Annotated in this window: 20 protein-coding genes and 1 pseudogene; 7 read left to right on the forward strand and 14 right to left on the reverse strand. The window is 59.3% G+C overall.

The window, feature by feature from the left end; translation table 11 throughout:
- Positions 1-37: 37 nt before the first annotated feature.
- The 9 genes from ACZZ0A_RS08095 to tssB all read right to left on the reverse strand — a co-directional run bounded on the left by ACZZ0A_RS08095 (position 38) and on the right by tssB (position 10,399).
- Positions 38-1,108: an OTU domain-containing protein gene (locus ACZZ0A_RS08095; RefSeq protein WP_463542820.1), complete on the reverse strand. Its 1,071-nt coding sequence runs from the start codon at positions 1,106-1,108 to the stop codon at positions 38-40.
- A gap of 72 nt (positions 1,109-1,180) precedes the next feature.
- Entirely contained in the window at positions 1,181-1,864 is a 684-nt protein-coding gene (locus tag ACZZ0A_RS08100; RefSeq protein WP_463542821.1) for a hypothetical protein, read from the reverse strand.
- Between the two features lie 111 nt (positions 1,865-1,975).
- Positions 1,976-4,516: a type VI secretion system ATPase TssH gene (tssH, locus tag ACZZ0A_RS08105; RefSeq protein ID WP_463542822.1), complete on the reverse strand. Its 2,541-nt coding sequence runs from the start codon at positions 4,514-4,516 to the stop codon at positions 1,976-1,978.
- A 2-nt stretch (positions 4,517-4,518) separates the two neighbouring features.
- Positions 4,519-5,544: a type VI secretion system baseplate subunit TssG gene (gene tssG / locus ACZZ0A_RS08110; protein WP_463542823.1), complete on the reverse strand. Its 1,026-nt coding sequence runs from the start codon at positions 5,542-5,544 to the stop codon at positions 4,519-4,521.
- The gene (gene tssF / locus ACZZ0A_RS08115) at positions 5,508-7,301 is read right to left on the reverse strand and encodes a type VI secretion system baseplate subunit TssF (protein ID WP_463542824.1); all 1,794 of its coding nucleotides are present in this window, start codon (positions 7,299-7,301) and stop codon (positions 5,508-5,510) included. The genes tssG and tssF overlap by 37 nt, the downstream gene beginning before the upstream one ends.
- On the reverse strand, positions 7,285-7,728 hold the full coding sequence (gene tssE, locus ACZZ0A_RS08120; RefSeq protein WP_042704864.1) for a type VI secretion system baseplate subunit TssE: 444 nt from the start codon (positions 7,726-7,728) through the stop codon (positions 7,285-7,287). The genes tssF and tssE overlap by 17 nt, the downstream gene beginning before the upstream one ends.
- 15 nt (positions 7,729-7,743) lie before the next feature.
- Positions 7,744-8,241: an Hcp family type VI secretion system effector gene (locus ACZZ0A_RS08125; protein WP_007911046.1), complete on the reverse strand. Its 498-nt coding sequence runs from the start codon at positions 8,239-8,241 to the stop codon at positions 7,744-7,746.
- 102 nt (positions 8,242-8,343) lie between these two features.
- Entirely contained in the window at positions 8,344-9,825 is a 1,482-nt protein-coding gene (gene tssC, locus ACZZ0A_RS08130; RefSeq protein WP_007911038.1) for a type VI secretion system contractile sheath large subunit, read from the reverse strand.
- Positions 9,826-9,856: 31 nt separating this feature from the next.
- Positions 9,857-10,399 (reverse strand): type VI secretion system contractile sheath small subunit, encoded by a 543-nt coding sequence (tssB, locus tag ACZZ0A_RS08135; protein ID WP_007911036.1) that lies wholly within the window; start codon positions 10,397-10,399, stop codon positions 9,857-9,859.
- Between the two features lie 227 nt (positions 10,400-10,626).
- On the opposite strand from tssB, the gene ACZZ0A_RS08140 reads away from it, so the two are divergent.
- The 5 genes from ACZZ0A_RS08140 to tssA are packed head-to-tail and all read left to right on the forward strand — an operon-like array spanning position 10,627 to position 18,133.
- Positions 10,627-11,076, forward strand: a complete 450-nt coding sequence (locus ACZZ0A_RS08140) for a hypothetical protein (RefSeq protein ID WP_007911033.1) — start codon at positions 10,627-10,629, stop codon at positions 11,074-11,076.
- A 45-nt stretch (positions 11,077-11,121) separates the two neighbouring features.
- The gene (gene tssK, locus ACZZ0A_RS08145; RefSeq protein WP_463542825.1) at positions 11,122-12,453 is read left to right on the forward strand and encodes a type VI secretion system baseplate subunit TssK; all 1,332 of its coding nucleotides are present in this window, start codon (positions 11,122-11,124) and stop codon (positions 12,451-12,453) included.
- An 18-nt stretch (positions 12,454-12,471) separates the two neighbouring features.
- Positions 12,472-13,236: a DotU/TssL family secretion system protein gene (locus ACZZ0A_RS08150; protein ID WP_463542826.1), complete on the forward strand. Its 765-nt coding sequence runs from the start codon at positions 12,472-12,474 to the stop codon at positions 13,234-13,236.
- Positions 13,233-17,054, forward strand: a complete 3,822-nt coding sequence (locus tag ACZZ0A_RS08155; RefSeq protein WP_463542827.1) for a type VI secretion protein IcmF/TssM N-terminal domain-containing protein — start codon at positions 13,233-13,235, stop codon at positions 17,052-17,054. Before ACZZ0A_RS08150 ends, ACZZ0A_RS08155 begins: the two co-directional genes overlap by 4 nt.
- Entirely contained in the window at positions 17,051-18,133 is a 1,083-nt protein-coding gene (gene tssA, locus ACZZ0A_RS08160) for a type VI secretion system protein TssA (protein WP_463542828.1), read from the forward strand. The genes ACZZ0A_RS08155 and tssA overlap by 4 nt, the downstream gene beginning before the upstream one ends.
- Here tssA and ACZZ0A_RS08165 read toward each other — a convergent pair.
- The 5 genes and pseudogenes from ACZZ0A_RS08165 to ACZZ0A_RS08185 form a co-directional block, all read right to left on the reverse strand.
- Positions 18,130-19,098 carry a 2-hydroxyacid dehydrogenase gene (locus ACZZ0A_RS08165; protein ID WP_007911024.1) on the reverse strand — a complete coding sequence of 323 codons (969 nt, stop codon included), beginning with the start codon at positions 19,096-19,098 and terminating at the stop codon, positions 18,130-18,132. The two genes, tssA and ACZZ0A_RS08165, sit on opposite strands and share 4 nt — an antisense overlap.
- A gap of 171 nt (positions 19,099-19,269) precedes the next feature.
- The gene (locus tag ACZZ0A_RS08170) at positions 19,270-19,698 is read right to left on the reverse strand and encodes a hypothetical protein (RefSeq protein WP_463542829.1); all 429 of its coding nucleotides are present in this window, start codon (positions 19,696-19,698) and stop codon (positions 19,270-19,272) included.
- Between the two features lie 15 nt (positions 19,699-19,713).
- A pseudogene (locus ACZZ0A_RS08175) lies at positions 19,714-20,197 on the reverse strand (DUF4822 domain-containing protein).
- 344 nt (positions 20,198-20,541) lie between these two features.
- Positions 20,542-21,066: a cysteine hydrolase family protein gene (locus ACZZ0A_RS08180; RefSeq protein ID WP_463542830.1), complete on the reverse strand. Its 525-nt coding sequence runs from the start codon at positions 21,064-21,066 to the stop codon at positions 20,542-20,544.
- A gap of 218 nt (positions 21,067-21,284) precedes the next feature.
- Entirely contained in the window at positions 21,285-21,668 is a 384-nt protein-coding gene (locus ACZZ0A_RS08185; protein WP_007911017.1) for a tautomerase family protein, read from the reverse strand.
- Between the two features lie 241 nt (positions 21,669-21,909).
- Here ACZZ0A_RS08185 and ACZZ0A_RS08190 point away from each other — a divergent pair, with 241 nt between their 5' ends.
- Entirely contained in the window at positions 21,910-22,155 is a 246-nt protein-coding gene (locus ACZZ0A_RS08190) for a hypothetical protein (RefSeq protein WP_095111553.1), read from the forward strand.
- A gap of 486 nt (positions 22,156-22,641) precedes the next feature.
- A complete protein-coding gene (locus ACZZ0A_RS08195) occupies positions 22,642-23,922 on the forward strand; it encodes an HAAAP family serine/threonine permease (protein WP_463542831.1) in 1,281 nt (426 codons plus the stop codon).
- Positions 23,923-24,020: the final 98 nt, after the last annotated feature.

Here is a 24,020-nt window from a genome sequence, read left to right on the forward strand (position 1 = left end):
CATGGAGGACGGTGACGATTTTTTCCGCTGGCAGCACTCACGGCGTGGTGTAGTGATTGCCGTTTCTGTATTCAATTTGAATGGGCGCTGTTTCAGTCGTTGCATTGAACGCAATCATTGAAGTAAATCCCTGATTGGGGATCATGACGTTGATCTTTACATTATATATTTGCGCAATGATCGCTATTTCTATACCTCCACCCCAAGTTCCGGATAGTCGCATGTTTGTAATGTACGCCACCGTGATGCCCCAGGTTTCACAGAAGGCCAGGTTGTTATCCATGTACAAGCAAACGTAGTTTCTGAGGTCCTCGTGTGATATTCCATGCATACCCCTTTGCTGAAGACATCTTGAGAGCGTATGGAACAAACAGTTGCCATCTGTGGGTATTCCATTTTCATCACGAGATTCACTGATTGGTAGTCGCGGAAGATCTGATGAAAAACCGTTGCTTTTCTTGAGTAACTCGATGTCCTTGGGTGAAATCAGGTCAGTGTCTATCGTGCTGAATATCCCGAACCATGGTGCGTCGGAAGGCGCGTTAAGGGCTTCATTTTTCTTGGTTTTGGCTTTGATGATGAGATTGACGACTTTGAATGTACGACGAGTGGTCTGAAATATGCTTAGAGGGGAGCGTGCGAGGTTTTTGTTGGAAGCCTTGATTGTTCCCTTGTTGGTCCAACCATTGGATTGAGTCTGGCCAATACCCCAAGACATGTCGCCGCTTTCCGCCTTTCCGGTTGACCACCCGTGAGTGTGAAGCTCATTGATCCATTGGGGAGCATAAACTTCGACGAGTACCGCATAGTTACTACGCCCGAACATTTTGTTGAGGTAGGCTTTGCTGTAGTTGCGGAATGATGCGAATCCCTGATGGCCAGCGGCGGATAACACGGTGCCGAACCGGAACGCCTCGAACTCTTCGGCGGTCATCGCCCGATAGAAACAGGTTTGGTTCTCAGCGAAATTCAGCGGAGTGGAATCATCGAAACGAGCAGGTGCAGAGTAAATGGTGTACTCCAGCGGTTTGCTTTGATGGGGGTCGATGGTTAGCCGGAACTCATCAATAATGCTTTCGATCGTAATTATCTTTTTGAAGTTGCACATGATGCACCGCTTCTCGGTTGGGGATGGGAGGGACTGTTTGTTTATTTATTTATGGGTAGACGTTGTCAGCGCTTACCCGATGTCCATCATGTCGGGAGTCCAGTCAATATCCATTGCTTCGCTGACTTCGGCGTCAATCTCCATTTCGTTATAGGAAAATTTCACCTGCTGGTTTTTGCTGCTATCCCAGTAGTAAGTAACTTTTGCGAATGACTGTTGATGAAGATGTTTGCCCCCTGGCGTGCGGGTTGTTTTTCGACCTGTATGGGCGCCTGCATTTTTAACGACACTATTGTTCATTGTTCTGCCGTACATGGTGGTGTACAGGTTGTACTTGTTTCCAAGCAGCTTATGTAGCCTGCCGACGAAGCTGTCATAAGAGGGCTGAAAAACTTTTTCGGTGGTGGATTGATCTGTGCCGAGTGCCAATTTGCACGAAGTCACCGAAATGACGTCTGGCAAGTTGGTGCCGAGCCCACACTCACTGAGATACCAGGCAACCTGATCAACGGAGAATGATCCCAGCGTTTGCTTGGAATGACTGCCATGTCCACGCACGTAGAGACGCCATGGCCCCATCGTTCCGGACGCTGTCTGTGCGACGGTTTGAGGGGATGTTGTATTGGCAATGAACGAGTGCGATGTGACCCCGGTTGTATTTCCTTTGGCGATTATGGAGTTCGTCCCGTTATTGATGGTGTCGTCACCGTGTCCTGAAAGGAAAGACAGGAGGACTTGCGATAGGTATTTGGACATTTTTTATCTGCCGCTGGATGGTTGAAAGGCCCGTCTGGACGGGAGCATCGCTGAGAATGAACCGCTGTTAGCACGCAACTACTGAGATTGGTGTCTCCCTATCACGTCAAGCTATTCCAACACCCACTCCGCCAACTTCCCCGTCACTTGCGTCATCAACACATTCTCGACATCCCGCGCACCGGCCGCGCTGCACTTGGCGAGCACCGCTTTGACAATTCCCGAATCAAACTCGAACTGTTTGCCGGTCGCTGCCTTGTAGCGGCCACGCAACTTCTCAAGCTTGGCCAGCACAATCCCCTCCAGCGTCGCCTCATCCAGCGGCCGATACGCAACCACGGTCATGCGCGCCAGAAATGCCGGGCGGAAGGCTTGCAGGAGGACCTTGTGCAGGGCTTCGTTGAAGGCTTCGGAGCCGAGTTGCGCAACCGGTGTGTCGAGCAACAGTTCGGCGCCGACGTTGCTGGTGGCGAGCATCACGGTGTTCTTGAAATCCACCACCAACCCGGTGCCGTCCTCCATCAAGCCTTTATCGAACACGTTGTAAAACGCCTCGAGCACATCCGGGTGCGCCTTTTCGATCTCATCCAGCAACACCACCGAATACGGTTTGCGCCGCACCGCCTCGGTCAGCACGCCGCCGCTGCCATAACCGACATAACCCGGTGGTGCGCCTTTGAGTTGGCTGACGGTGTGAGCTTCCTGATATTCCGAAAGATTGATGCTGATCAGGTTGCGTTCGCCGCCATACAACGCATCGGCCAATGCATAAGCGGTTTCGGTTTTGCCGACACCGGTAGGGCCGACGAGGAGGAACACACCCACCGGTTTTTGTGGGTCGGTGAGTCCGGCGCGGTAGGCCTGCAAACGTTGGGCGATGGTATTGAGCGCGGTGCTTTGGCCCATCACGCGTTGCCCCATGCGCGTGCCGAGGGTGCGCACGGCGTGGGCTTCGTCGGCGAGCATTTTGCCGACGGGGATGCCGGTCCAGCCGGCGATTACCGCAGCGACGGTTTTAGTGTCGACCTGTTCGGGCACCAGCGGATCGTCCTGGCGGATGGCGTCCAGTCCGGCCTCAAGGCGCAGTAATTCAGCCGCGAGATGATCAATGCGACTGTCGGTGGCTTCATCGGGTTTGTCGCTGTCGGCGCGCTCGCTCAAGGCCAGCAACTCACGACGGGTATCGAGCAGCTCGCGCACCGCGACGCGTTCCTCGCCCCAGCGGGTTTCCAGTTCGCGGATGGCCTGCACATTTACGCTGGATTCAGTTTCCAGCAGGGTGATGCGCTCACGGTGATCCAGCCCTGTGGCCTGTTCGCGACGCAGGCGCTCGACTTCATCCTTGAGGCTGTTTTGCCGATGACGCAGGCTCTCCAGCGGCGGCGGTATGTCGTGCTGGCCGAGGGCGACCCGGGCGCACGCCGTGTCGAGCACACTGATGGCTTTGTCCGGTAACTGACGACCGGAAATGTAACGATGCGAAAGTTTCACCGCTTCATGAATCGCCGCGTCGAGGACCTGCACGCCATGATGCTGTTCGAGTTTGGCCGCCACGCCTCGGAGCATTTCCACTGCTGTGATTTCATCCGGTTCTTCAACCTGCACCAGTTGAAAGCGGCGGGCGAGGGCCGGGTCTTTCTCGAAGTATTTTTTGTATTCCATCCACGTCGTGGCAGCGAGGGTGCGCAGTTCGCCCCGCGCCAGCGCCGGTTTCAGCAGGTTGGCCGCATCGCTGCCGCCCTCGGCGCCGCCAGCACCGATCAGGGTGTGGGCTTCGTCGATAAACAGAATGATTGGCTTGTCAGCATTGCGCACCGCGTCGATCACGCCTTTCAAACGCTGTTCGAATTCACCTTTGACCCCGGCACCGGCCTGCAGCAGACCGAGGTCGAGCACCCGCAGGCTGACTTCCTGCAACGATGGCGGCACATCCCCGGCAGCGATGCGCAGGGCCAGGCCTTCGACCACGGCGGTTTTACCCACGCCCGGTGCACCCACCAGAATCGGATTGTTTTGTCGGCGCCGCAGCAGGATATCGATGCACTGGCGAATCTCGCCGTCGCGGCCAACGATCGGATCAATGCGCCCGGCATGGGCGTCGGCCGTCAGATCCTGAGTGTATTGATCGAGTAGCGAGTCCTGGCGCGGTGCAGGATTGGCCGATGAACCCTTACGCGCACCGACATGTTCACGAGAGTTTTCCGTCCACTCCAGCAGATTCGCGCGCAGCGCTTCTTTGGGAATTCGCAGCAACGACGAGGCACTGTTGAGCAGCAGACTGCGGCGCTCATCGCGATCAACCAACGCCAACAACAGCAAGCCGGAACGAATGCTGTCGAGTCCCAACACACTGGCCTGCACCACCGCATCTTCGAGCAAGCCGAGGGTGTGCGACGACAGTGCCGGTGTGCGCGTACTGCCTGCCTTGAACAGGTCCAGCGCCTTGTTGATCTCGGCCGTCAGCGCATCACGTTCGAGGCCGAAACGCGGTAGCAGAAAAGCCAAGTCTCCACCCTCGATATCGAGCAGTTCCAGCAACAGGTGTTCGATCTCGACAAAGTGATGCCCGCGCTGCAAGCAGCGCTGCGCGGCGCGTTCGAGGGCGCGACGGTTGTCCGGGTTGAGGCGTCCGATCAGGCTGGCCAGTTCCATGTTCAGGTAATCTCCAGCTGACGCAGTCGGGTTTCGATGGTTTGCACGCCGAGACTGGCCTGACGCTGCAACCCACCGTTCCAGCTCAACAGGGCCGGAGTCTGGCGAGCGAGTTTCAGCGGCTCGGCACCGCGTACCCGCAGCACCAGTTTGATGTCCAGATCCGGGCCGAAATACAGTGCCGCGAGACTGGCCAGTGCCGGGTGTGCTTCGCCATCCGGCAGAAAGCGCGCCGCTTGCGTCGACGGCAATGGTCCGAGGGTCAGGCGAATGCCGGCGTGCTCATCCCAGACCCGCGTGCCGGCCACGGCGCTGCGCCCCAGTTGCAGGTTGCGTCCGCCGGGTTTGATCACGCTGCGGCTGGCGGACGGGATCTGCCGCCAGGCACCTTCGTAGGCGCTCAACTCGACCGGCACGGCAAACTGCTCGCGCACGATCGCGGCAAATCCCGCCAGTGAGCGACGGCCATCGGCAAACAACGCCGTACAGGCAAGAACGGCGCAGTCGGGAGCAGCCTGGCGCTCCTGCAACGCCTTGGGCAGCAAACCGATCAGCGCGCGCAATTGCGCCTGTACCGGCGACGCCCCCGGCGTGACAAAGCCTAGCGCCACCCGGTGTTTGCGCATCACTTTGTACAGCAGGCTGAGCAAGCGATGCTGGAACAGATCGAGAAACGCGGCCGGTGCATGATCTTTGGCCCGCGCCCGTTGTTGCAGCCAATCCTGATAGGCGTAGGGGAGAGGGCCATCCGGGCCGCCGAGTCCGAATATCGGTGTGTCGAGTGTCAGCGGTTCGCCAGGCGCTTCGTGCAGGGCTTCAATCTGGCTGGCGGCAAAAGCCGGCGTCAGTGGTCCGCGCAGTTTCAGCGCTTCGGTCTGCGGCGAGGTGCCGCTGCCGAGTGGGTCGGCCTGCGGCTGCTCGCGTTCGAGCAACAGCAACGCCTGCAACCATTCGAAGGCCTGCGGCTCACGGCGCAGGCGCTGGCTCAGGGTCAGAGCGACAGGGGCATGCCGGCTTGGGGTTGCCATGCCTTGACCTCCTTGTCGGACTGCATCAGGACGGTGCGCACAAAGCGGTTGGCCGTGGCGTACAGGGAAAAGAACTGCGCCAGCACCGCCGAAAACAACACCGCGCTGCTGCCGACAAAATGCTGCGGATCAAGCTGCAACTGCACTTCCAGACCATTGCGCCAGCCGCGCCAGGCATCAGCGCCAACATGGCCGATTACCCGTTCGCAGCTGAGGTGCAGCAGGCCTTCGATCTGCTTCAAGGCGCTGGCCTCATCGCGCAGGTTGTGCAGATGCAGAATCTCTTTCAGTGCATCCAGCGCCTGCGGGCCTTCAACCAGCGACAGATGATTGAGGGTCAGTTGCGACACCAGGCGCCAGCGCGAATCACCGTCCAGCCGCGGCTGACTTTGTGCACTCGGCGGATTGCGCAGGCGTGCCCAGGCAACCGGGCCGGGGCGCTCGAAACCCAGCGGCGTACCGGCCGGCAGGGTTTGCGCCAGATGACGGTTGGTGCAGAGCAACTCGGCGGTAAGGCTGTAATCAGGCAGATCGGTTTGCGGTTCAAAACGAGTGTCGACCACGCTCACCAATAAATCGCTGCCGAGCCGGTTTGGCGTCATGCCGTTGACCCGTCGCGCATGCCAGTAGCGCTGCTGGTCGCCGCCGCTGTGCTGGCTGCCGTAATACGCCGGCAGGCGCTGCACACCGGTGCGAGTACTGGCGCGCATGCCGCGAATGCTGTGGATTTCGACACTGTTCTCGCGGTGGCTGTCGGCGATCAGTCGATACTCGCTGCGCGTGCCGTCGGGACGCAGCGGCTCGGAAGTCCGCGGGAACAGGTTGATTACCGGTGCGCAGCCCAAGGCGATATCACTGGCCTGCAAGTGCAGGCGGCTAGCAGGGACACGGTCGAAAACGATATACAGATAGAGGGCCTGACTGTCGCTGGAAACACCGCTCAAGGGCAGATCGAAAAAGTGGAATTTATCCGGGAAAGCAAAATACTCGGCCAGCAAGCGCATGCCCGGATGGACACCGTCTTCATCCGGCAACAGTGCTTCGTCATCGCTGAAACCGACGATGTTCGGCAAACCTTTCAGCGCCGTCGGAACGCTGCCCGGCGATCCCGCCAATACCTGCATCGCATGCGCGCCAAGCAGGTCATACAGGCAAGCATTGACCACCGGGGAAGCGGCCAGGTGGATGCGCAATTGCTCAATGCCCAGATCAGCCCACTGGCTCTCGCCCAGGCAGCGCAGACTCAAACGCAATGCCGAGCGCGATTGCGCCACGCCGGTCAACGCCTGGGCTTCATCGCTGCCCAGCAACAGCGCTTCGGTGACTTCGATCGGCCATAACCGAACGGCGGCCGAGGTGCGAAAGTGAATGCTCTCGCCCTTGCTGGTGGTGACGAATAATGGCGTATCGCGGGGCAGGGGATAGCCCTCGTCGAGTTTGCCTTTGCCTGGGTCTGGCTCGAACTGCACGATGGCGCAGGACGGCAACGGCCGCATCGCCAACGGATAAAGTTGCTCGAGCAGCGCATCGCTGAACTCGGCGTAGTCGTCATCCAGACGTCGTTGCAGGCGGGCGGCGAGCAGGGCGAAACCTTCCAGCAAACGCTCGACGTGCGGATCGGGGCATTCGCCCGGGGACAGTTCCAGACGCCGCGCGACTTTCGGGTATCGTTCGGCAAATTGGCTGCCGGCATGCCGCAGCCAGGTCAGTTCGCGTTGGTAGTAATCGAGCAGTTGCGGGTCAATCGAGTCGCTCATGGCGCACCTCCAGCCCTTCGCCGCCAGGCTCGATGACAAAGGCTACCGGCCAGTGCTGCTGGCCGCTGCGTAATTCGCCGAGCAAGCGAATGCTCATGCGCTGCGGGTGTTCGGGCAAGGGATTGACCTGAACTTCGCCCAGCAGCAGGCGCGGTTCAAAATGCATGATCGCTTCGCGGATGTCCCGCGCCAGCCGCCGCCGATCATCGCTGCGTTGCTGTTGCAAGGCGCTCCAGTCGGCGATGCCGTAGTCGATCACACTCGCTGGCGTGGTCCGCGTGAGTGGACCACGGCGGGTGTTGAACAGGCGCCCGAGCTCGGCGTGCACCGAGTCGAGCAAGTCCTGCCGATCGAACTCGCGCGTGCTCTCGGCCTCGCTGGACGCGAGGCGTTCGAACAGCGGCGCGCGCATGCCGGTGCCTGCCATGGCCAAGGCGCCGGGTTAGCTGACAAGCTTGTTGGCGGCCATGTCCCAGGTCGACGCGGCGGTGCCTTCCTTGGTGCCGTCGTCTTTCTGCGCGGTGAGTTCCCATTTGATCTTGGTGAAGTTCAGCGACACGGTTTCCACCGGTTTGCCACCGGTACCGCCGCTGACGCTGACGTTGGACAGCACCACGTTGGTGAGGGTGTAGACAATAAAGGGCATCAACTGCCCGCTGCCCTCGGCGGCGTTGCGGCCGATGGTGATGATGGCTTCGGGGATCGGCTTGCCGGCGCAGCAGTATTCGTTGAGTGACGGTGTCGAGCTGTCGATAAACTTGGTCACCGTGAACTCGCCGACATGGGGTTTGCCGGAGGTGCGCTCCGAGTTGCTGACGTCGTTGGTGACTTGCATCGCCACGTTGTGGCTGTAGGACATGACTTCGATCTTGTCCGCAAAACCTTCGAGCAGGCTGTCGCCTTTGATGTCGCCGCCGAGGTCGAGAATGATTGCATCCATCGCTTGAAACTCCTGAAGAAATTCACATTAGGCAAATGGGCTGAACACGGAGCCCGTGGCGAGGGGATAAATCCTCTCGCCATCAGGGTTTTCTCTGGAGCTTTAAGCGGCAACCGGTGGCGGCAAGGTTGCCACCAGGCGGATCGATGCAGTCAGTTCCTCAAGCTGGAAGTGCGGCCGCAGAAACACCGTCGCCCGGTAGGCACCGGGTTTGCCGGCGACTTCGGTGACGTCCACGCGGGCTTCACGCAACGGGTACTGCGCCTTGATTTCCTGCGGCGCGTTGTCGTTGATCAGCACGTAATCGGCGATCCAGTTATTGAGGTAGGTCTGCACGTTGTCGCGGGTCATGAAACTGCCGACCTTGTCGCGCATGATCACCTTCAGATAATGGGCGAAACGCGAGGCCGCGAGCACGTACGGCAACATCGCCGAGATCCGCGCGTTGGCGTTGGCCTCGTTGGTGTTGTAGACCTTGGACTTGTTGGTGGTCTGGCCGCCGAAGAACACCGCGACGTCGCTGTTCTTCTTGTGGCACAGGGCGATGAAGCCGAGGTCGTTGAGTTCCTTCTCGCGGCGGTCGGTGATCGCCACTTCGGTCGGGCATTTCAGCGACAGGTCGCCGGAACTGGTGCGGAAGGTGTGCGCCGGCAAACCTTCAACCGCGCCGCCGCCTTCAGCGCCACGAATTGCCGCGCACCAGCCGTATTTGGCAAAGGCTTCGGTGATGCGTTGCGACAGCGCCCACGCGGCGTTGCCCCACAGGTATTTGCTGTGGTCGGTGCCATTGACGTCTTCGACGTAGTTGATGCCTTCCACCGGCGAGGTGTCGGGGCCGTAGGGCAGACGCAGGAGGAAGTGCGGCAGCACCAGCGATACGTAGCGCGAATCCTCACTCTCGCGGAATGAGCGCCACTTGATCAGTTCCTGGCTCTCGAAGACCTTGGACAAATCACGCGGCACCGCCAGTTCGGTGAAGCTGTTCATGTCGAACAGGCGCGGGCTGGCGGCGGCAATGAACGGCGCGTGGGCCGCGGCGGCGACGTTCGACAGTTTCTCCAGCAGGCCGATGTCCTGCGGGTGCCGGCCAAAGGTGTAGTCACCGACCAACAGGCTGAACGGATGGCCACCGAAGGTGCCGTATTCCTCTTCGTAGATCTTTTTGAACAGCGCGCTCTGGTCGAACTCGACGGCTTTTTCCAGGTCGTTCTGCAACTCTTTCTGCGTGACGTTGAGCAGGCGCAGTTTCAGTCGGGTGCTGGTTTCGGTGTTCTGCACCAGCAGGTGCAGACCGCGCCACGAGGCTTCGAGTTTTTGCAGGTCGGGGTGGTGCAGGACCTCGTTGAGTTGGGCGCTGATCAGCTCGTCGATCTGGCTGATACGGTCGTTGATCATCGCCACGGTGTCCTTGTCGATGGCCATGCCTTCGTCGAGGACCTGGGTGGCGAACTCCGCGAGCATGTCGCGGGCGTAATCCTGCTGACTGTCATCGTGGGCCATGCGGCCGTCGAGAATGATCTGGTCAAGCAGGGAAAGTGTCTCGGTCGTACTGTCGCTGGCTTGTTTCTGAGCTGAAGCGGGCATGGCGAATTCTCCCCTCGATGTAAGTGGACGATCAGGCTTGCGGTTCGGCCGGCGCCTCGGCATCAGCTGCCGGGGTAGCGTTGTCCGGGCGGGCCGATTTGATTTCCTGCAGGCCTTCGGTGTTGGCGATGACGTCGCGCAACAGCTTGTCCAGGTCATCGTTGCCGTCGAGTTTGGTCAGCAGATCGCGCAGACGCTGGCGGGCCTCGAACAGGCGGCGCAGCGGTGTGACTTGTTCCACCACCTTGACTGGGTCGAAGTCGTCGATGTGTTTGAAATTGAGTTCGATGTTGAGCTTGCTGTCGTCGCCGCTGAGGGTGTTGTTGACCTGCAGCGTGGCGCGCGGGCCGATCGAGGCGAGCACTTCGTTGAAGTTGTCGCGGTCGATTTCGGTAAAACGCCGGTCAGTCAGTTTTGCCAATGGTTCGAGCGGCTTGCCCGACAGATCGGCGAGAATTCCGACCACCAGTGGCAATTCTTTTTTCTCGATGGCGTTGCCGATTTCGACGTCGTAGGTGATTTGCACTCGGGGCGGGCGCACCCGGTCGAGCTTGTGCTGAGTACTTTCTGCCATGACGGCGGACTCCGATGCGATGAGCGGGCGCAATGCATCGGGGAGGCCCGTTCATCGCTTTCCCTTGCTGGACCGTAGGTTAGAAAGGGAGGCAGATGACCTGTCGTTCCTTTGACAAACCTTCTTGATTCGGCTGTAGGAACCGAACTACCCAAGACGCTAGAACAGGTCTATAAAAAAGCAAGCAAAAACATTTTTGGACAGGTTCGCGAAAAGGAAAATTCATTTTGCGTAGACGACTTTTTCTAACACTGCTGTTTGCGTCCCTGGCCGGTTGCTCCCTTTTCGGGCCGAAGGTGGACCTCGACAGCCTGACCCTCGACGTCGCTCCGAAAGCCAACGACGACACGCCGATTGCCGTGGACTTCATTGCAGTCGCCGACCCGGATCTGCTCAAACAGTTGTCAGGCATCAGTGCCAGCCAGTGGTTCGCCGGGCGCGAACAGTACCAACGCGACTATCGTCAGTTGATGAGCGTGTGGGGACTGGAGCTGGTGCCGGGGCAATTCATCGACCGCCAACCCTTCCCGTTGGGGGGCAAGAAGGCTGCTGGACTTTTAGTCTTCGCCAGCTATAACACACCCGGAGCACACCGCTTGCGGCTCGACGATCAGAGCGAGGCGTGGCTGAAATTCGACAGCCGCGAGATGAGCCTGGTCAACGCCACCGAACACTGAAACACCACCGCTGCCGCCGGATCGCGGCTTGTCGAAGGGAGTCGTATGAGTCTGCTACCTGACGCGGTTTGTTGGCACGAAGGCATGCAATTGCTGCCGCAGCATTTTCAGTTGCAAGGATTGCGGGCCGAAGCGCTCGGCGCGCATCTGGCGCAAGCGTGCAACCCGTGGTTCTGGGGCGTCAGCCACATGGAATTCGATCCTTCGGCGCTGAGCGCTGGCGTGGTGCGCGTCTTGTCGCTGCAGGGGACGATGCCCGACGGCCTGCCGGTAGATTTGCAGGCCGGGATCGGGCCGGCGCTGGAACTGGATGTCGGCGCGGCGATCGATGCCACCGACGACGCCACCGTTACCGTTTACCTGGCGATCAGCCCGATGTGGCGGGCCGGTCAGTTGCTGCCGCTCAAAGGGCGCTTGCAGTCGGTGGTGGGCGACGCGCTGCCGGATCTCACCAGCGGTGAATTTCCTGAATCGATCACCGTGTGGCGGCCTAATCCACGCCTGTGCACGCAATTGAACAAGGCCGATTCGATCTGCCTGCCGCTGCTGAAAATCCGCAAGGAGGGTGGCGGTTTTCTGCCGCTGTCTTACACGGCGCCGACGCCGATCCTGTTGCCGGAGTCGGCGCTCGGTCGACGCATCGCCGGTCTCTGCGCGCGGTCGCGGGAGAAGTGTCTGTTTCTCGGTGGCCGTTTGCGTCAGGCGCAGCAGGCCGGCAATCAGGACGATGCGCTGGAAATCCGCCGCCAGTTGACGGCGTTGTGGGCGCGTCTGCCGGAAGTCGAAGGCGCGCTGAACAGCCGTATTGCTCATCCACAAACCCTCTATGTGCAATTGCTCGGTCTGGCCGGCGCGTGGTCGGCGCTCGATCCGCTGGCCGGCGTGCCGGCGTTTGCAGCGCTGGATTTTGTCGAATTGCAGCGCGGTTATGACGCCGTGCTGCAATGGCTGGAGATCACCCTCGAACTGATCCGCGCCGGCTATCGCAGCCTGCCGTTCGAGCGCGGTGAGCACAGCTTTTCCATTCAACTGCCGGACGAGCAGCCGAGTCAGCGTCTGGTGATCGGTCTGCGCATGCCCAACGGCGCCAGCGAACAAGCGGCAATTGACTGGTTGCGTGGCGCGATCATCGCCTCGGCACCGCACATTGCGCTGCTCAGTCGCCAGCGCATGAGCGGTTTGTCGCACCAGGTCATGAGCCGCAGCGAACAGGTGGCCTACAGCGTTGGCGAGGACACGCGGCTGTTTGTGGTCACCGCCGAAGGTACGTGGTTCGACGCGCAACTGCCGCTGATTATCGCCGCGCCGGCGACGAAACTGACCAGCAGCCCGTGGCAAGTGGTGCTGTTTGTCGCCCAGAACAGTGAAAGTGCCTGATCACACAAGGAACGCCGTATGTCGCAAGGAAGTGCCGCAAGCCTTGGGTTGCAGGACGCACCGTTGAGCAGCGCGTTCCGCCAGACGTGGCAGCAATGGCAACAGGACTGGGTGCAATTGCCCAAGGACAGCGAGGACGAAGCGGCGCTGGTGGAGACCGTGGTCGAACTCTCGACACAGGCCTCGCAGCGATTGTGGCGCACCGCTTATGCGCGGGTCGGTGATTCGGCGACCGAGCAGGTCAAGGCGTTGGTTTACGCGTTCGTCGCACTGGTCGATGAAACCCTGCTGTTCACCCCTTGGCCTGGACAATCAGCGTGGCAGGACAAACCTTTGGAGTCGCGTCTGTATGCCAGTCGTCAGGCCGGCGAACAAGTGCCGGCGGCGATTCAAGCTTTGCTCGATGAACAGCAACCGACCACGCGCGATCTGGCCAACGTGTATCTGCAATGCCTGATCCTCGGTTTCCATGGGCGTTTGCGCGGAGAACACAGTCAGGCGCAATTGGAGAAGTGGCGGCTGGCGCTGTACACCTTGGCCTGGCAGGGCGAGGCCAGTTATGTCGATGTCAGTCAGCGTCTGACGCAGCCGTCGCTGACCACGCCATTGCAACTGCCGGTGCGCACGGCGCTGCCGGATGGCTTTCGCCTGGCGTTGGGGATTCTGGCGATGCTGCTGTTGCTGACCGGGCTTGGCCAGTTGCTCTGGCGGGACATTCGTTCGGAACTGGACCCGGTGCTGCAGATCATCGACTCGGTGGTGCCTGCGGAGCAAGACTCATGAGCACCCTGACGATGGTTGCGTGGGTTGTCGCGCTGCTGCTGGTCGTGGTGATCATCGCCGTGGCCGTGTGGTGGTTGCGCACCCAGAGTGGCGCAGCGATCCGCAGTTTTTACGCAGCCGTACGGCAAATGGAGCAAGAGCAGGGCAGTCATGACCGCTATCAGATGCCATGGCTGCTGATGCTCGGTGACGAAACCCAGGGCACGCAACTGGTCAGTGAATGGCGTCTGCAACCGACCGACAAACCCGCCTGGTTCGGTCGCTGGTGGTCAGATCCCGAAGGCGCCGTGCTGGTGGTGCCGCAAGCGCTGTTTCTGCCCGACGACGGTATGCACTTGCAGCGTGGCGGTTGGTGGCGATTACTTGGTTTGATCCTGCGAATGCGCAGCAAACGCCCGCTGGACGGGGTGGTCTGGCTGGTGCCGGTCAGTCGTTTGAGCAATCTTGAACAGGCCGCCGGCCTCGGTCTGGCGGCGCGCCGGCGCTTCATCGATCTGCTGCAACGTTTTGGATTGAGTGTGCCGGTGTACGTGATCATCACCGGACTCGAAGAACTGCCGGGATTCCAGGAACTGATCAGCGCGCTGCCCGACGAGGCCCGCGAGCGTACCCTGGGCTGGTCGTCACCTTATTCACGCGATGCGGTTTGGCAAGGGCAGTGGAGCGATCAGGCACTCGATCGCATCCATCGCGCCATAGCGGAAGCCATCATCGAAATCGGCACCTTGTCCGGCCAGTTGAGCGCAGATCTGTACGCCTTGCCAGAGCGTCTGGAAACCTTGCGCCGCGGTTTGCAGAGTGTTCTGGAACCGGTGTTTCAAGGCAACGCCCAGGGGGAAGCGCCGTGTTTTCGCGGTGTCTATTTCAGCGCCAGTCAGGCCTCGGAGGATGCCAAAGATGGATTTTCCGCTGACGACAGCGGCTTGCAGCAGAGTGTGTTTGTGCGCCAGTTGTGGCGTCAGTGCTTGGTCGGCGAGCGCGGGTTGGCGCAAGGCGTGCCGCGCCTGCTGCGTTTGCGTCAGCGTTGGCAGCGGCTGACGGCCGGCGTGGCGCTGGTGGTCGGGGTGATCTGGGCCGTGGCGATGCTCTGGGTCTGGCAGGTGTCGGTCAAGGATGCCCACGAACTGGCGCGGCAGATGCAAGGTGCGCAAAAGGGCTACGTGGCGATCAGCGACGAGGCGCAACGGGTCGACTCGACCCGACGCAATGTGCAGACCTTCTGGCGCGTGCTGGAGCGTGCGCCGCACTGGAACTACGTTTCTCTGGTGTTCCCGACGTCGTGGTTTTCCTCGCTCGACAATCAGCTTGAGCAGCAAGTCTTGCAGTCCACCCAGCGCCACATCATGGTGCCGCTGCATGACCTGTTGAGTGCGCAACTGGCGCAGATCAAGGCGATCCGCAGCACCGACCGACGCAGCAGTGTCGAAAGCGACGACCCGGCGCAGTGGCAGAACTATCTGAAGGCGAACGATCTGGTAGATCGGGCCTTGCGTCTGGAACAGCAGAACCAGCTATTCAATCAGGTGCAAAACAATCAGCGCGCGCCACTGGACGACTTGGTGCAATTGAGCAACAACGCGCTGTCGCTGAACCTCAACACCGGCACCTTGCCCTACGCGGCGTTCTACAATCGGCTGCTCGTGGCCGCGGAAGACGGCAGCTTGCAGGCGCTGGATCTGAGCGTCGACCGGCCACTGATCGTCAGCAACTTTTCCGGATTGATGCAGCGCTGGCTGGATCAGTATTTTCTCGCCGACAACTTTGTCAGCAAGGCCGGTTATCTCAAGTTGCACCTCGATCAACTGGAGGCCGGCAGTGGCAACAGCCTGCGCGAGCTCGAAGAGCTGACCGCGCTGGTCGACGATCTGCAAGCGGCAATTGCCCTGACCAATGCAACGTGGAGCCGTGGCAAAGGCCAGGAATTGGTGCCGGGTTATGGTGACTTCCTCGCCAAAGTGGGCAAGAGCACATTGTTGGGCGCGCAAGTCCAACAAGACCTCGACACGCAAGCGTCACGCTTGCAGCAGAGTTTCCGCGATCAATGGATCGCACAGGTTGGCTCGCGGGACAATTTGCTGGTACAGCAAGTCAGCGGGCAATTGGCGTTGCAAGACCAAGTGGTGAAACTCGATAACGCGATACAGGCCCTGTTCAAGCGCGACTTCGTTTCGGTCGCCCTGCGTGCCAGCGAAGACAACGTCAATATGCAAGGCCAGACCGTGGACGGTGATGACCTCAATGAATCGCTGAAATATTTCGCCGACTACAACAGCTACATCGCCGAAGAACTGCCACGCATTCCACCGGACTATCGCGTTGCGGTGCTCAAAGCCGCCGAGCGTGCCGCCGCCCAGGCGATGTGGTTGAGCCTCAAGGATCACAACGATCAGGCGCATCCTTACGCTGTGTTCAATGTGCAGGCCGAGCAAGCCATGGCCCTGCAAAAGGCTTTCGTCGAGGTGCACCGCGCGGATCTCGCCACGCGTCTGCAAGCGGCGCTCAACCGCCGCGCCATGGCGCAGCTTATTGGTGGTCTGGATGAAATCACCGCGCAACCACTGTTCGGCGGACGGGCCGAAATCAGCCAGTGGGACGGTTCGAAAAACCTTGGTCTGGAACTGTTCGGCGCCAGCGACGTGCAGGATCTGAAGCTGAGCCTCAAGCAGCAGTTCAACACCATGCTCGGCATCACTGAGCGGCGCACGTCTTCGTTGCAGTGGCTGACAACACAGCAAGCCAATCTGTCGGCCCTGGATTACGAACGCGTGACGCAGTTCAGTGCGCTCAACGACGAACTGCGCAAATACAAAGAGGCCAACCCGGCCAGTTCGCCGGCACAGATCGAGCAACTGGTCAGCCGCGATTTCGTCGAGATGGACGTCAATTCCTGCCTGCAAATGCTGCAGACCGCCAACATCGCCGGCGGACGCGGCACGTTGGCGATGCGCGCGGTGGAGCTGCAACAGGAAGCCATGCAGCGTTGCCAGATGCTGCAAGTGCAACAGGCCGCTGCGGCATGGAATGAGCTGGCCAACTACTTCAATCAATATCTGGCGGATCGCTTTCCGTTCGCCAACGGCGTGCAGATGCAGGACGCCGATCCGGCGCGGGTTGAATATTTTCTGCAACTGATCGACAAAAAACTGCCGGTCGCGCAGGCCGGCCTTGCCACCAACCAGACCCCGGAACGCCTGGCCGCGGCGGATTTTCTCAACCGCTTGAAGCAAGCCAGCAGTTGGCTGACGCCGCTGTTCGTGCGCGACAAGAGCGGCATCCTTGGCGTCGAGCTGGACGTGCGCTGGCGCACCGATCGCGATGATGAGCTGGGCGCCGATCAGGTGATTGCCTGGGGCTTGCTCGCCGGCAATCAGCAAATCAACTATCCGGCAGCCGAGCAACCGAATCTGCGCTGGATGGTCGGCCAGCCTGTCCGCCTGACCCTGCGCTGGGCGCGAAACGGCAAGGAGCGTCCGGTCAACGACCCGCTGCAACCGAATCTGGTGGTGCGTGAACTGGAGGCCGGTTGGGAGTACGGCGGGCCATGGTCGCTGCTGCGCCTGATGCGCGCGCATTTCTCGGTGCAGCGTCAGCCAAACGTGGATTACACCGATTTCCCGCTGACGTTGCGTTTACCTGTAACCGGGGCGCCGGACAGCGTCACCAGCGAATTCACGCGGATGTTCGTGCGTCTGTCGCTGATGAGCCAGGGCTCGAAACTGCCGCTGTCGATCGCGCCGTTGCCCACCCGTGCGCCGCGCTCACCGTTTCAGGTGACCGGCAGCACCGTCGCCCTTGAATCGCAGAAGGAAGATTTGTGAACCTGCCATCGGCCGCTGTGCCAGATCTGATTGATCAATTGCTCGCGCCGATCAGCGCGGATGCGCCCTGTGGCGTCGATTTGCGCTATGAGCGTGAGTTCGATCAGTTGCGCGACTTGCGCCGCGAGGACGATGCCAGCCTGCCGACCGGCGTCTGGCAGTCGACACTGAAGCGGGCGAACTGGTCGGAAGTCGAGAAGCTCTCCACTGCGTTATTGCTCGAGCGCAGCAAGGACTTGATGCTCAGCGCGTGGCTTGGCGAAGCCTGGCTGCACCTGCAAGCGTTGGACGGTTTGCCCGGCAGCCTGGCGTTGATCGCCGGTTTATGTGAGCGTTTCCCCGAGCACTTGCACCCACAAGCCGAGGAGGGCGATCAGTCGTGGCGCGTGATTCCGCTGGAATGGCTGGTGCGTCGCTACAGTGAAGTCTTGCTCACTCGCGTGCCGCTGTTCGGCACTCGCAACAGTGATTTCGAGGTTTATACGCTTGAAGTCTGGCGGCGTTTAAAGATTCAGCAGGTGCAGGCCAACGACAGCAAGAATGCCAAGAGCTCGGCAGAAACCGCGCGCAACGAACAGAAAAAACTCAGCGATCAGATCCGCGCCACGCCGCTGGCGTTCTGGTTGCGCACCCAGGGCAATCTGCTGCTGAGCCTGCAACATCTGCAGCGGCTCGACAGCTGGAGCAATGCTTATCTAGGGGATCAGGGCCCGGGATTGCGGCCCTTGCAGGACATTATTCAAGCGCTGCTGACGTTGGTTCAGGAGTTTATCGCCATGCACCCACAACAACCGGCTTCGCCGGCACCGGTGGTGGAAGCCCCCGTCGCCTTGCCGCAACCAGAAGAACCTGCACCGGCTACCCAGGTATTTCGCGAACCGGCCAGTCGCGAAGAGGCTTACCGACAATTGCTGCTGATCGCCGAATACCTTGCCCGCACCGAACCTCACAGCCCCGTGCCGTATCTGATTCGGCGCGGCGTCGAGTGGGGCAACAAACCGCTGAGCGAGTTGCTCGGTGAGTTGATCAGTGCCGATGCGGAATCGCGGCGTTTGTGGACGTTGCTCGGGGTGCTTTAGTGCACGCGTTGATTGTTGAGTTTTGGCGGCAGCGCGATAGGCGTCAGCACAGGCTCGCCCGAGAAGAACGCCACGAGGTTTTTGCCCACCAGCTCCACCGTGCCTTGCGTCGCTTCCGGTGACAGCCCCGCGACGTGGGGTGTCAGCAACACGTTGCTCAGGGTTTTCAGCGCATCCGGCACTTGTGGCTCGTGGTCGAACACATCCAGCGCGGCGCCGGCAATTTTGCGTTGTTCAAGGGCGGTGATCAGATCCGCCGTGGCGATCACACTGGCGCGGGCAATATTGACGATAAACCCTTTCGGACCGAGCGCATCGAGCACCGCGCGGGTAATCAGATGCTGTGTGCCGATACCGCCGGGCGTGGCGACGATCAGGAAGTCCGACGCTCGCGCCAGTTCGGTCGGCGTCGAGCAGAACGCGTACGGCACATCGTTGCGCACCTGACGGCTGTGATAGCTGATCTGCATGTCGAAACCGAGGTTCGCGCGTTTGGCGATCGCCATGCCCACTGCGCCCAGCCCGAGAACCCCCAGGCGTTTGCCGGCCAGCGACGGGCGCATGATCTTCGGCCATTCACCCCGGCGCACTGCGGCGTCGCAACGTGGTATATCGCGCACCAGTGCCAACAACATTGCCAGCGCATGGTCGGCCACCGATGAGGCGTTGACTCCGGCTCCGTTGGTCACGGTAATGCCACGGTTGCTGGCGGCTTGCAGGTCGACCTGTTCGTAACCGGCGCCGATGACCGTAATGATCTTTAACGCGGGCAGGGCGGCGATCTCATCGGCTGTCAGACCCAGCGGGCCACGGGTCAGCACCGCGTCGATGCGGCTGCCTTGGGTGGCAATGGCTTGCGCACGTTCAGCGGGCGTGGGGGCAAGGATCAGGTGGAAGCCCTGATGTTCGAGAATCGGCAAGTAGTCATTGATGGTTTCAACCAGTACCAGAACGGTGGCGGGCATTGCGCGGCTCCTGTGAACGTCGGCGGGTTGGTCGCGAAAGTCGTTTCAGAGTGCTGAATCCGCAGCGACTTGGCAATCGTTGTCATTGGCGCAGTGGTGCTTTGATTCTGGACGGCTTCGGGCAAGAAGCAAGGTTAGGCAGCACACCGGTGATCCGCTGTGCTGTCGGCATCATTGGGCGGCTTGGGCTTTGGCTTGCTCAGCCATCGCGAGCGGCTTGATATCGTAGGTCGGATAGAACTCGGTGCGGTAACTGCCCCATGCGGTGTTTTCCAGCGCCAGGTTAACTTCCGCCAGACGCGAGACAGGAAAGCGCACGGTCACGACCTGGCCGATCCCCATCATGATGTTCCAGCTCACCACCTCGACTCCGGCCGGGGGGAACGTTTTATGGAAACCCTGTTGCGCAAGCTGAGCCTTTAGTTCACTTAACGGTCGGGTTTGATCATGTTTCAGAAACACGGTCAGCATCATCGCGTTGTCGGCGGTGGCGACGGCATTTTTTGCGGGCTGGGTGGTAGCTTGTGCGCTGACCCCGGCGCAATAGACAGAAGAAATCAGTAACGTCGACATCAGCAGGGTTTTAATTGACTTTTGCATAGCGAACTCCTGGTTTTATTGTTTGATGGCGGACTTGGTTTCTATCGTTCCGGTATAGGGCGCGTGAACGACATGAATGCGCACAAGAGGATTGTTGTCGACCATGTCGCGAGGGACTTCCCGAGAATAAGTGAACTCACGTTTGTTCAGTGTTTCCAAACGCCTGACCCATGTTTTGGTCGGGCTCGATATCCGGCACAAGAATGTGCTGTTGCTGATCGCCGGTGACAAAGAAATACCCGCCACCGCCATTGTTGTACTTTGATTCGCCTGTATCGGTGTAAAAGAATTCGTATCGATTGCGCTCGGGATCCCACGTCGATATACCAACGACGCCGGGGTACTTCGCTTTGACGTCGGTTTCAGGGGCGCCGTCGATATAGACCTTGGTGGTCAGCCATCGTGGCGAAGAAGCCAGCTCGCGGACATCGGCGTTGGCGCTGGCGAGCGGCGCAAGCAGTGCGGCCAACAACAGGCCGGTCATCATGTTCTTGTGCATGCTGTGTCCTCTTGATCACACTTCAATTATTAGTCTTCGAATTCGGAGCGATAAAAATATAGACCTGCCATGGAATATTGTTCAATGGCTGGGTAGTTGTTTGTAACAAATGGCTGATATTCGGTTTTAAGTAATATTTTGTTATGAGTATTTGTGGCTGTTTAACTTGTAGGATTATTCTGAAAGTTTGTTGGTTGATTGGTTTGTTTGTTGGCGTTTTCTGTGGTTAACGTCGCTGGCGTCATTAACTGATTACACGAAGCTGTAGGACAAGGGATGCCGTAACAAATGTCTGGTTGACGCAACCGCAGCAAGTGAAGTTGCGTCTATTTCGGGAGGCTTCCTTAGAACTTCACTTCAGCACTGTCGATTAACCGTGCGAAAGCGGCACCGAGGGTGGCGTTGTGATGGTTGATGATCGCTTCGGCCGATAGCGCAGCAGTGTCCATGCAGGTGTGGGCGTCGCTGACCAGCAGTGGTCTGAAGCCCAGATCGGCAGCGCGGCGACAGGTGCTGTCGATGCAGAACTGGCTTTTCATGCCGACCACATAGAGGTCTTCTACCTGTGCGGCTTTGAGTTGCTGTGCGAGGTCAGTGCCATGGAAAGCATCGGGGCGGGATTTGTCGCAGAGGGTGTCGATGTCAGCGTCCAGTTCAAGCGCTGGCAACAATTGCCAGAATGGACTGCCAGCGGCAATCGGTGAACCATCCGGGCCGGTGTGGCGCACGGCGAAGATCGGCACTTGAGTCGCGCGGGCCTGAGCGACCAGGCGCCGGATGTTGGCCAGAATCCGTTCGCCCTGATAGGGCTTTTCCGGTCCGTGGAACAGACCGACCTGCATATCGATGATCAACAGTGCTGCGGGCATGGTGTTTCTCCTTGGGTGCTGCAGATGCCGCACGGACGGGAGAAACAACAAGGCCCCGTCCATTGCTGGCGGGGCCTTGGGTTTGCTGCGCTGGGGTCACCTCAGACAGAAACACCACGACCCGCCGGTGGCGGTCGTGGTGGTACGGGTGAGTTGCAGCGCGCGAATGTTCATGGGCCGATCATGCTGGCGCTGATAACGGGCTGTCAATGAGCGGGTCAAGTGACGTACTGCGCGACGCCATTGCCGAATGACCAGTTCTCTTTTTTTACCTCGACCAGATTGATGAACACGTCTTCCAGGCGCACCGCCAATTGTGTGTGCAGGCTTTCGGCGATGGTTTTGAACAGCAACTGCTTTTTCTCCACCGTGCGCCCTTCGCTGATGGTGATTTGAATGAACACCACGCCATCGCTGCGCTGGATCCCCAGATACTGCGGGTCGTAGACGAGGTGTTGGTCATCATGCTCGGTGAGGATCTGGAAGTTGTCGTGCTCGGGCACATCGATACAACTGCGCAGGGCCGCGTAGATCTGCTCGCCGATGCGTTTGGCGAAAGTGGGGTCGGGGTTATGTCTGATGTCGACACGAACCAGTGGCATGGGGAAGGCTCCGCAGGGCAGGGGACTCATCTCACGCTAGATCATGTGGGGCAAATTGAAAGGATTGGGGGCTTGAAATCGACGCAGTTCCTTAAAAGTCACTGTATGAGGCTGCCTACTTTACTCACGGATTTTGCCTACGAAACCGCCAGACTCGTCCGCTACCCGGCAGGTGATCAATGCGAAATCATGAGGGTACAAAGCAGCCAAGGTAACGGCTGCCAATAGCCAAGGAAGGCGCATGCTTCAGAATGATCGGGAAAATCTGGAACTCGAAAGACTAGAAAACGAATCACGCAAGCTCATTGTCGAGAGGCGCAAGCTTATGGCTGAGGAAAACAAATTAAAGCGAGAAAGGTTCTGGTACCCGGTAGCGGTAGGCACGGGGCTGCTGACTGCGATTACAGCTGTATTCGGGATATTGACCAAGCTCCAAATGAAGCGCTTCACACATCATTGCTTGTGTTCAAGCGTTCCGGATGCTTAACAACGGTTTACATAACAGATTGGTCTCGTGACCTCGCAAAGGACAATAAACATGTACATAGAGGACCCTAAAGCCAGAGCTGAACGACTTCGACGAGAGGACGCCGAGTTCGCTGAAGAGGCCAGAGGTCTGTCCCCGGCTGAGATTCGCTCAGAATTATTCAGGTTCAGTATGGGGGCAATATTTGCGCTGGTCGTCATCACCATCGGGACGATAGTGCTTCGTTCGATCTGAAGTGTTTTCCAGAGACCGCTTAGCTTGGATGCGCGCTAAAAGCGACATTCAACTTAGCTGGGGGCGACAGCTATTAATCCGAAAACGACATCCCGCTGATCTGCTCCGCACAACCATTCCTCAGCTAAGTCTTTGCTTCTGCTCATTTATCACGGAGAATCGCGCCCCTGTTTCGGCCGGAGCATGTCTGTCGGTTTTTTCCGACGCGTCCTGACCGAGTGGCAAGTGACCGGAATGCGGAGATCCGACCGGATGAATGATCAGGCCAATAGCGTCGAAGAGCGCTTTGATGCAGCAGCACCCGCTGAACTTTCGAGCTGGAATCGCCAGGACACCACCTGGATGTTGGGACTGTTTGGGACGGCCATCGGCGCCGGCACACTGTTTTTGCCGATCAACGCAGGGCTGGGTGGTTTCTGGCCGCTGGTGATCCTTGCGCTGTTGGCGTTCCCGATGACGTTCTACGCCCACCGTGGCCTGACCCGCTTTGTGCTTTCCGGTCGCGAAGGCGCCGACATCACTGAAGTGGTCGAGCAGCATTTCGGCATCAAGGCCGGTGCGCTGATCACGCTGCTGTACTTCTTCGCCATTTTCCCGATCCTGCTGATTTACAGCGTCGGCCTGACCAACACGGTCGCCAGTTTCCTCGAGCATCAACTGCACATCACACCGCCACCGCGCGCGCTGCTGTCGTTCGTGCTGATCCTCGGCTTGCTGGCGGTGGTACGTTGTGGCGAGCAGGCGATCGTCAAGGCCATGAGCCTGATGGTCTATCCATTTATTGTCGCGCTGTTGTTTCTCGCCATTTATTTGATTCCGCACTGGAACGGCGGCATCCTCGCCACCGCTTCGCACGTGCCGGCACCGTCTGCGTTGCTGCACACGCTGTGGCTGGCAATTCCGGTGATGGTGTTCTCGTTCAACCATTCGCCGATCATCTCGGCGTTTGCAGTCGATCAGAAGCGTCGTTACGGCGTCCACGCTGAAGAGCGCAGCTCGCAGATTCTGTCCCGCGCACACGCGTTGATGGTGCTGATGGTGCTGTTCTTCGTGTTCAGTTGCGTACTGACGTTGTCGCCAGAGCAATTGGCGGAAGCCAAAGAGCAGAATCTGTCGATCCTGTCTTATCTGGCCAACCATTTCAGCAACCCGACCATCGCCTTTGCGGCGCCGCTGATTGCGTTCGTGGCGATCTCCAAATCGTTCCTCGGTCACTACATCGGTGCCAGTGAGGGCCTGAAAGGCTTGATCGTGAAGAGCGGCAAGCGTCCGAGCGCCAAGGCACTGGATCGTATCGTGGCGGCGTTCATGCTAGTGATCTGCTGGATCATCGCGACGCTGAACCCGAGCATTCTGGGCATGATCGAAACTGTAGGCGGCCCGGTAATCGCGGCGATTCTGTTCCTGATGCCGATGTATGCGATTCGCAAGGTTCCGGCGATGGCACGCTATCGTGGTCAGGCGTCTAACGTGTTTGTGACGGCGGTAGGTCTGGTAGCGATTTCGGCACTGGTTTACAAGCTGACGATGTAACACGGCTTCAATCGATAAAAACCGCTGTGCCTGCCCGGGCACAGCGGTTTTTTTTGGCTCGGGAGCTGAGCTTGCTCGCGAAAGGGGTGAGTCATTGG

The sequence above is a fragment of the Pseudomonas sp. AC242 genome, assembly GCF_979258655.1.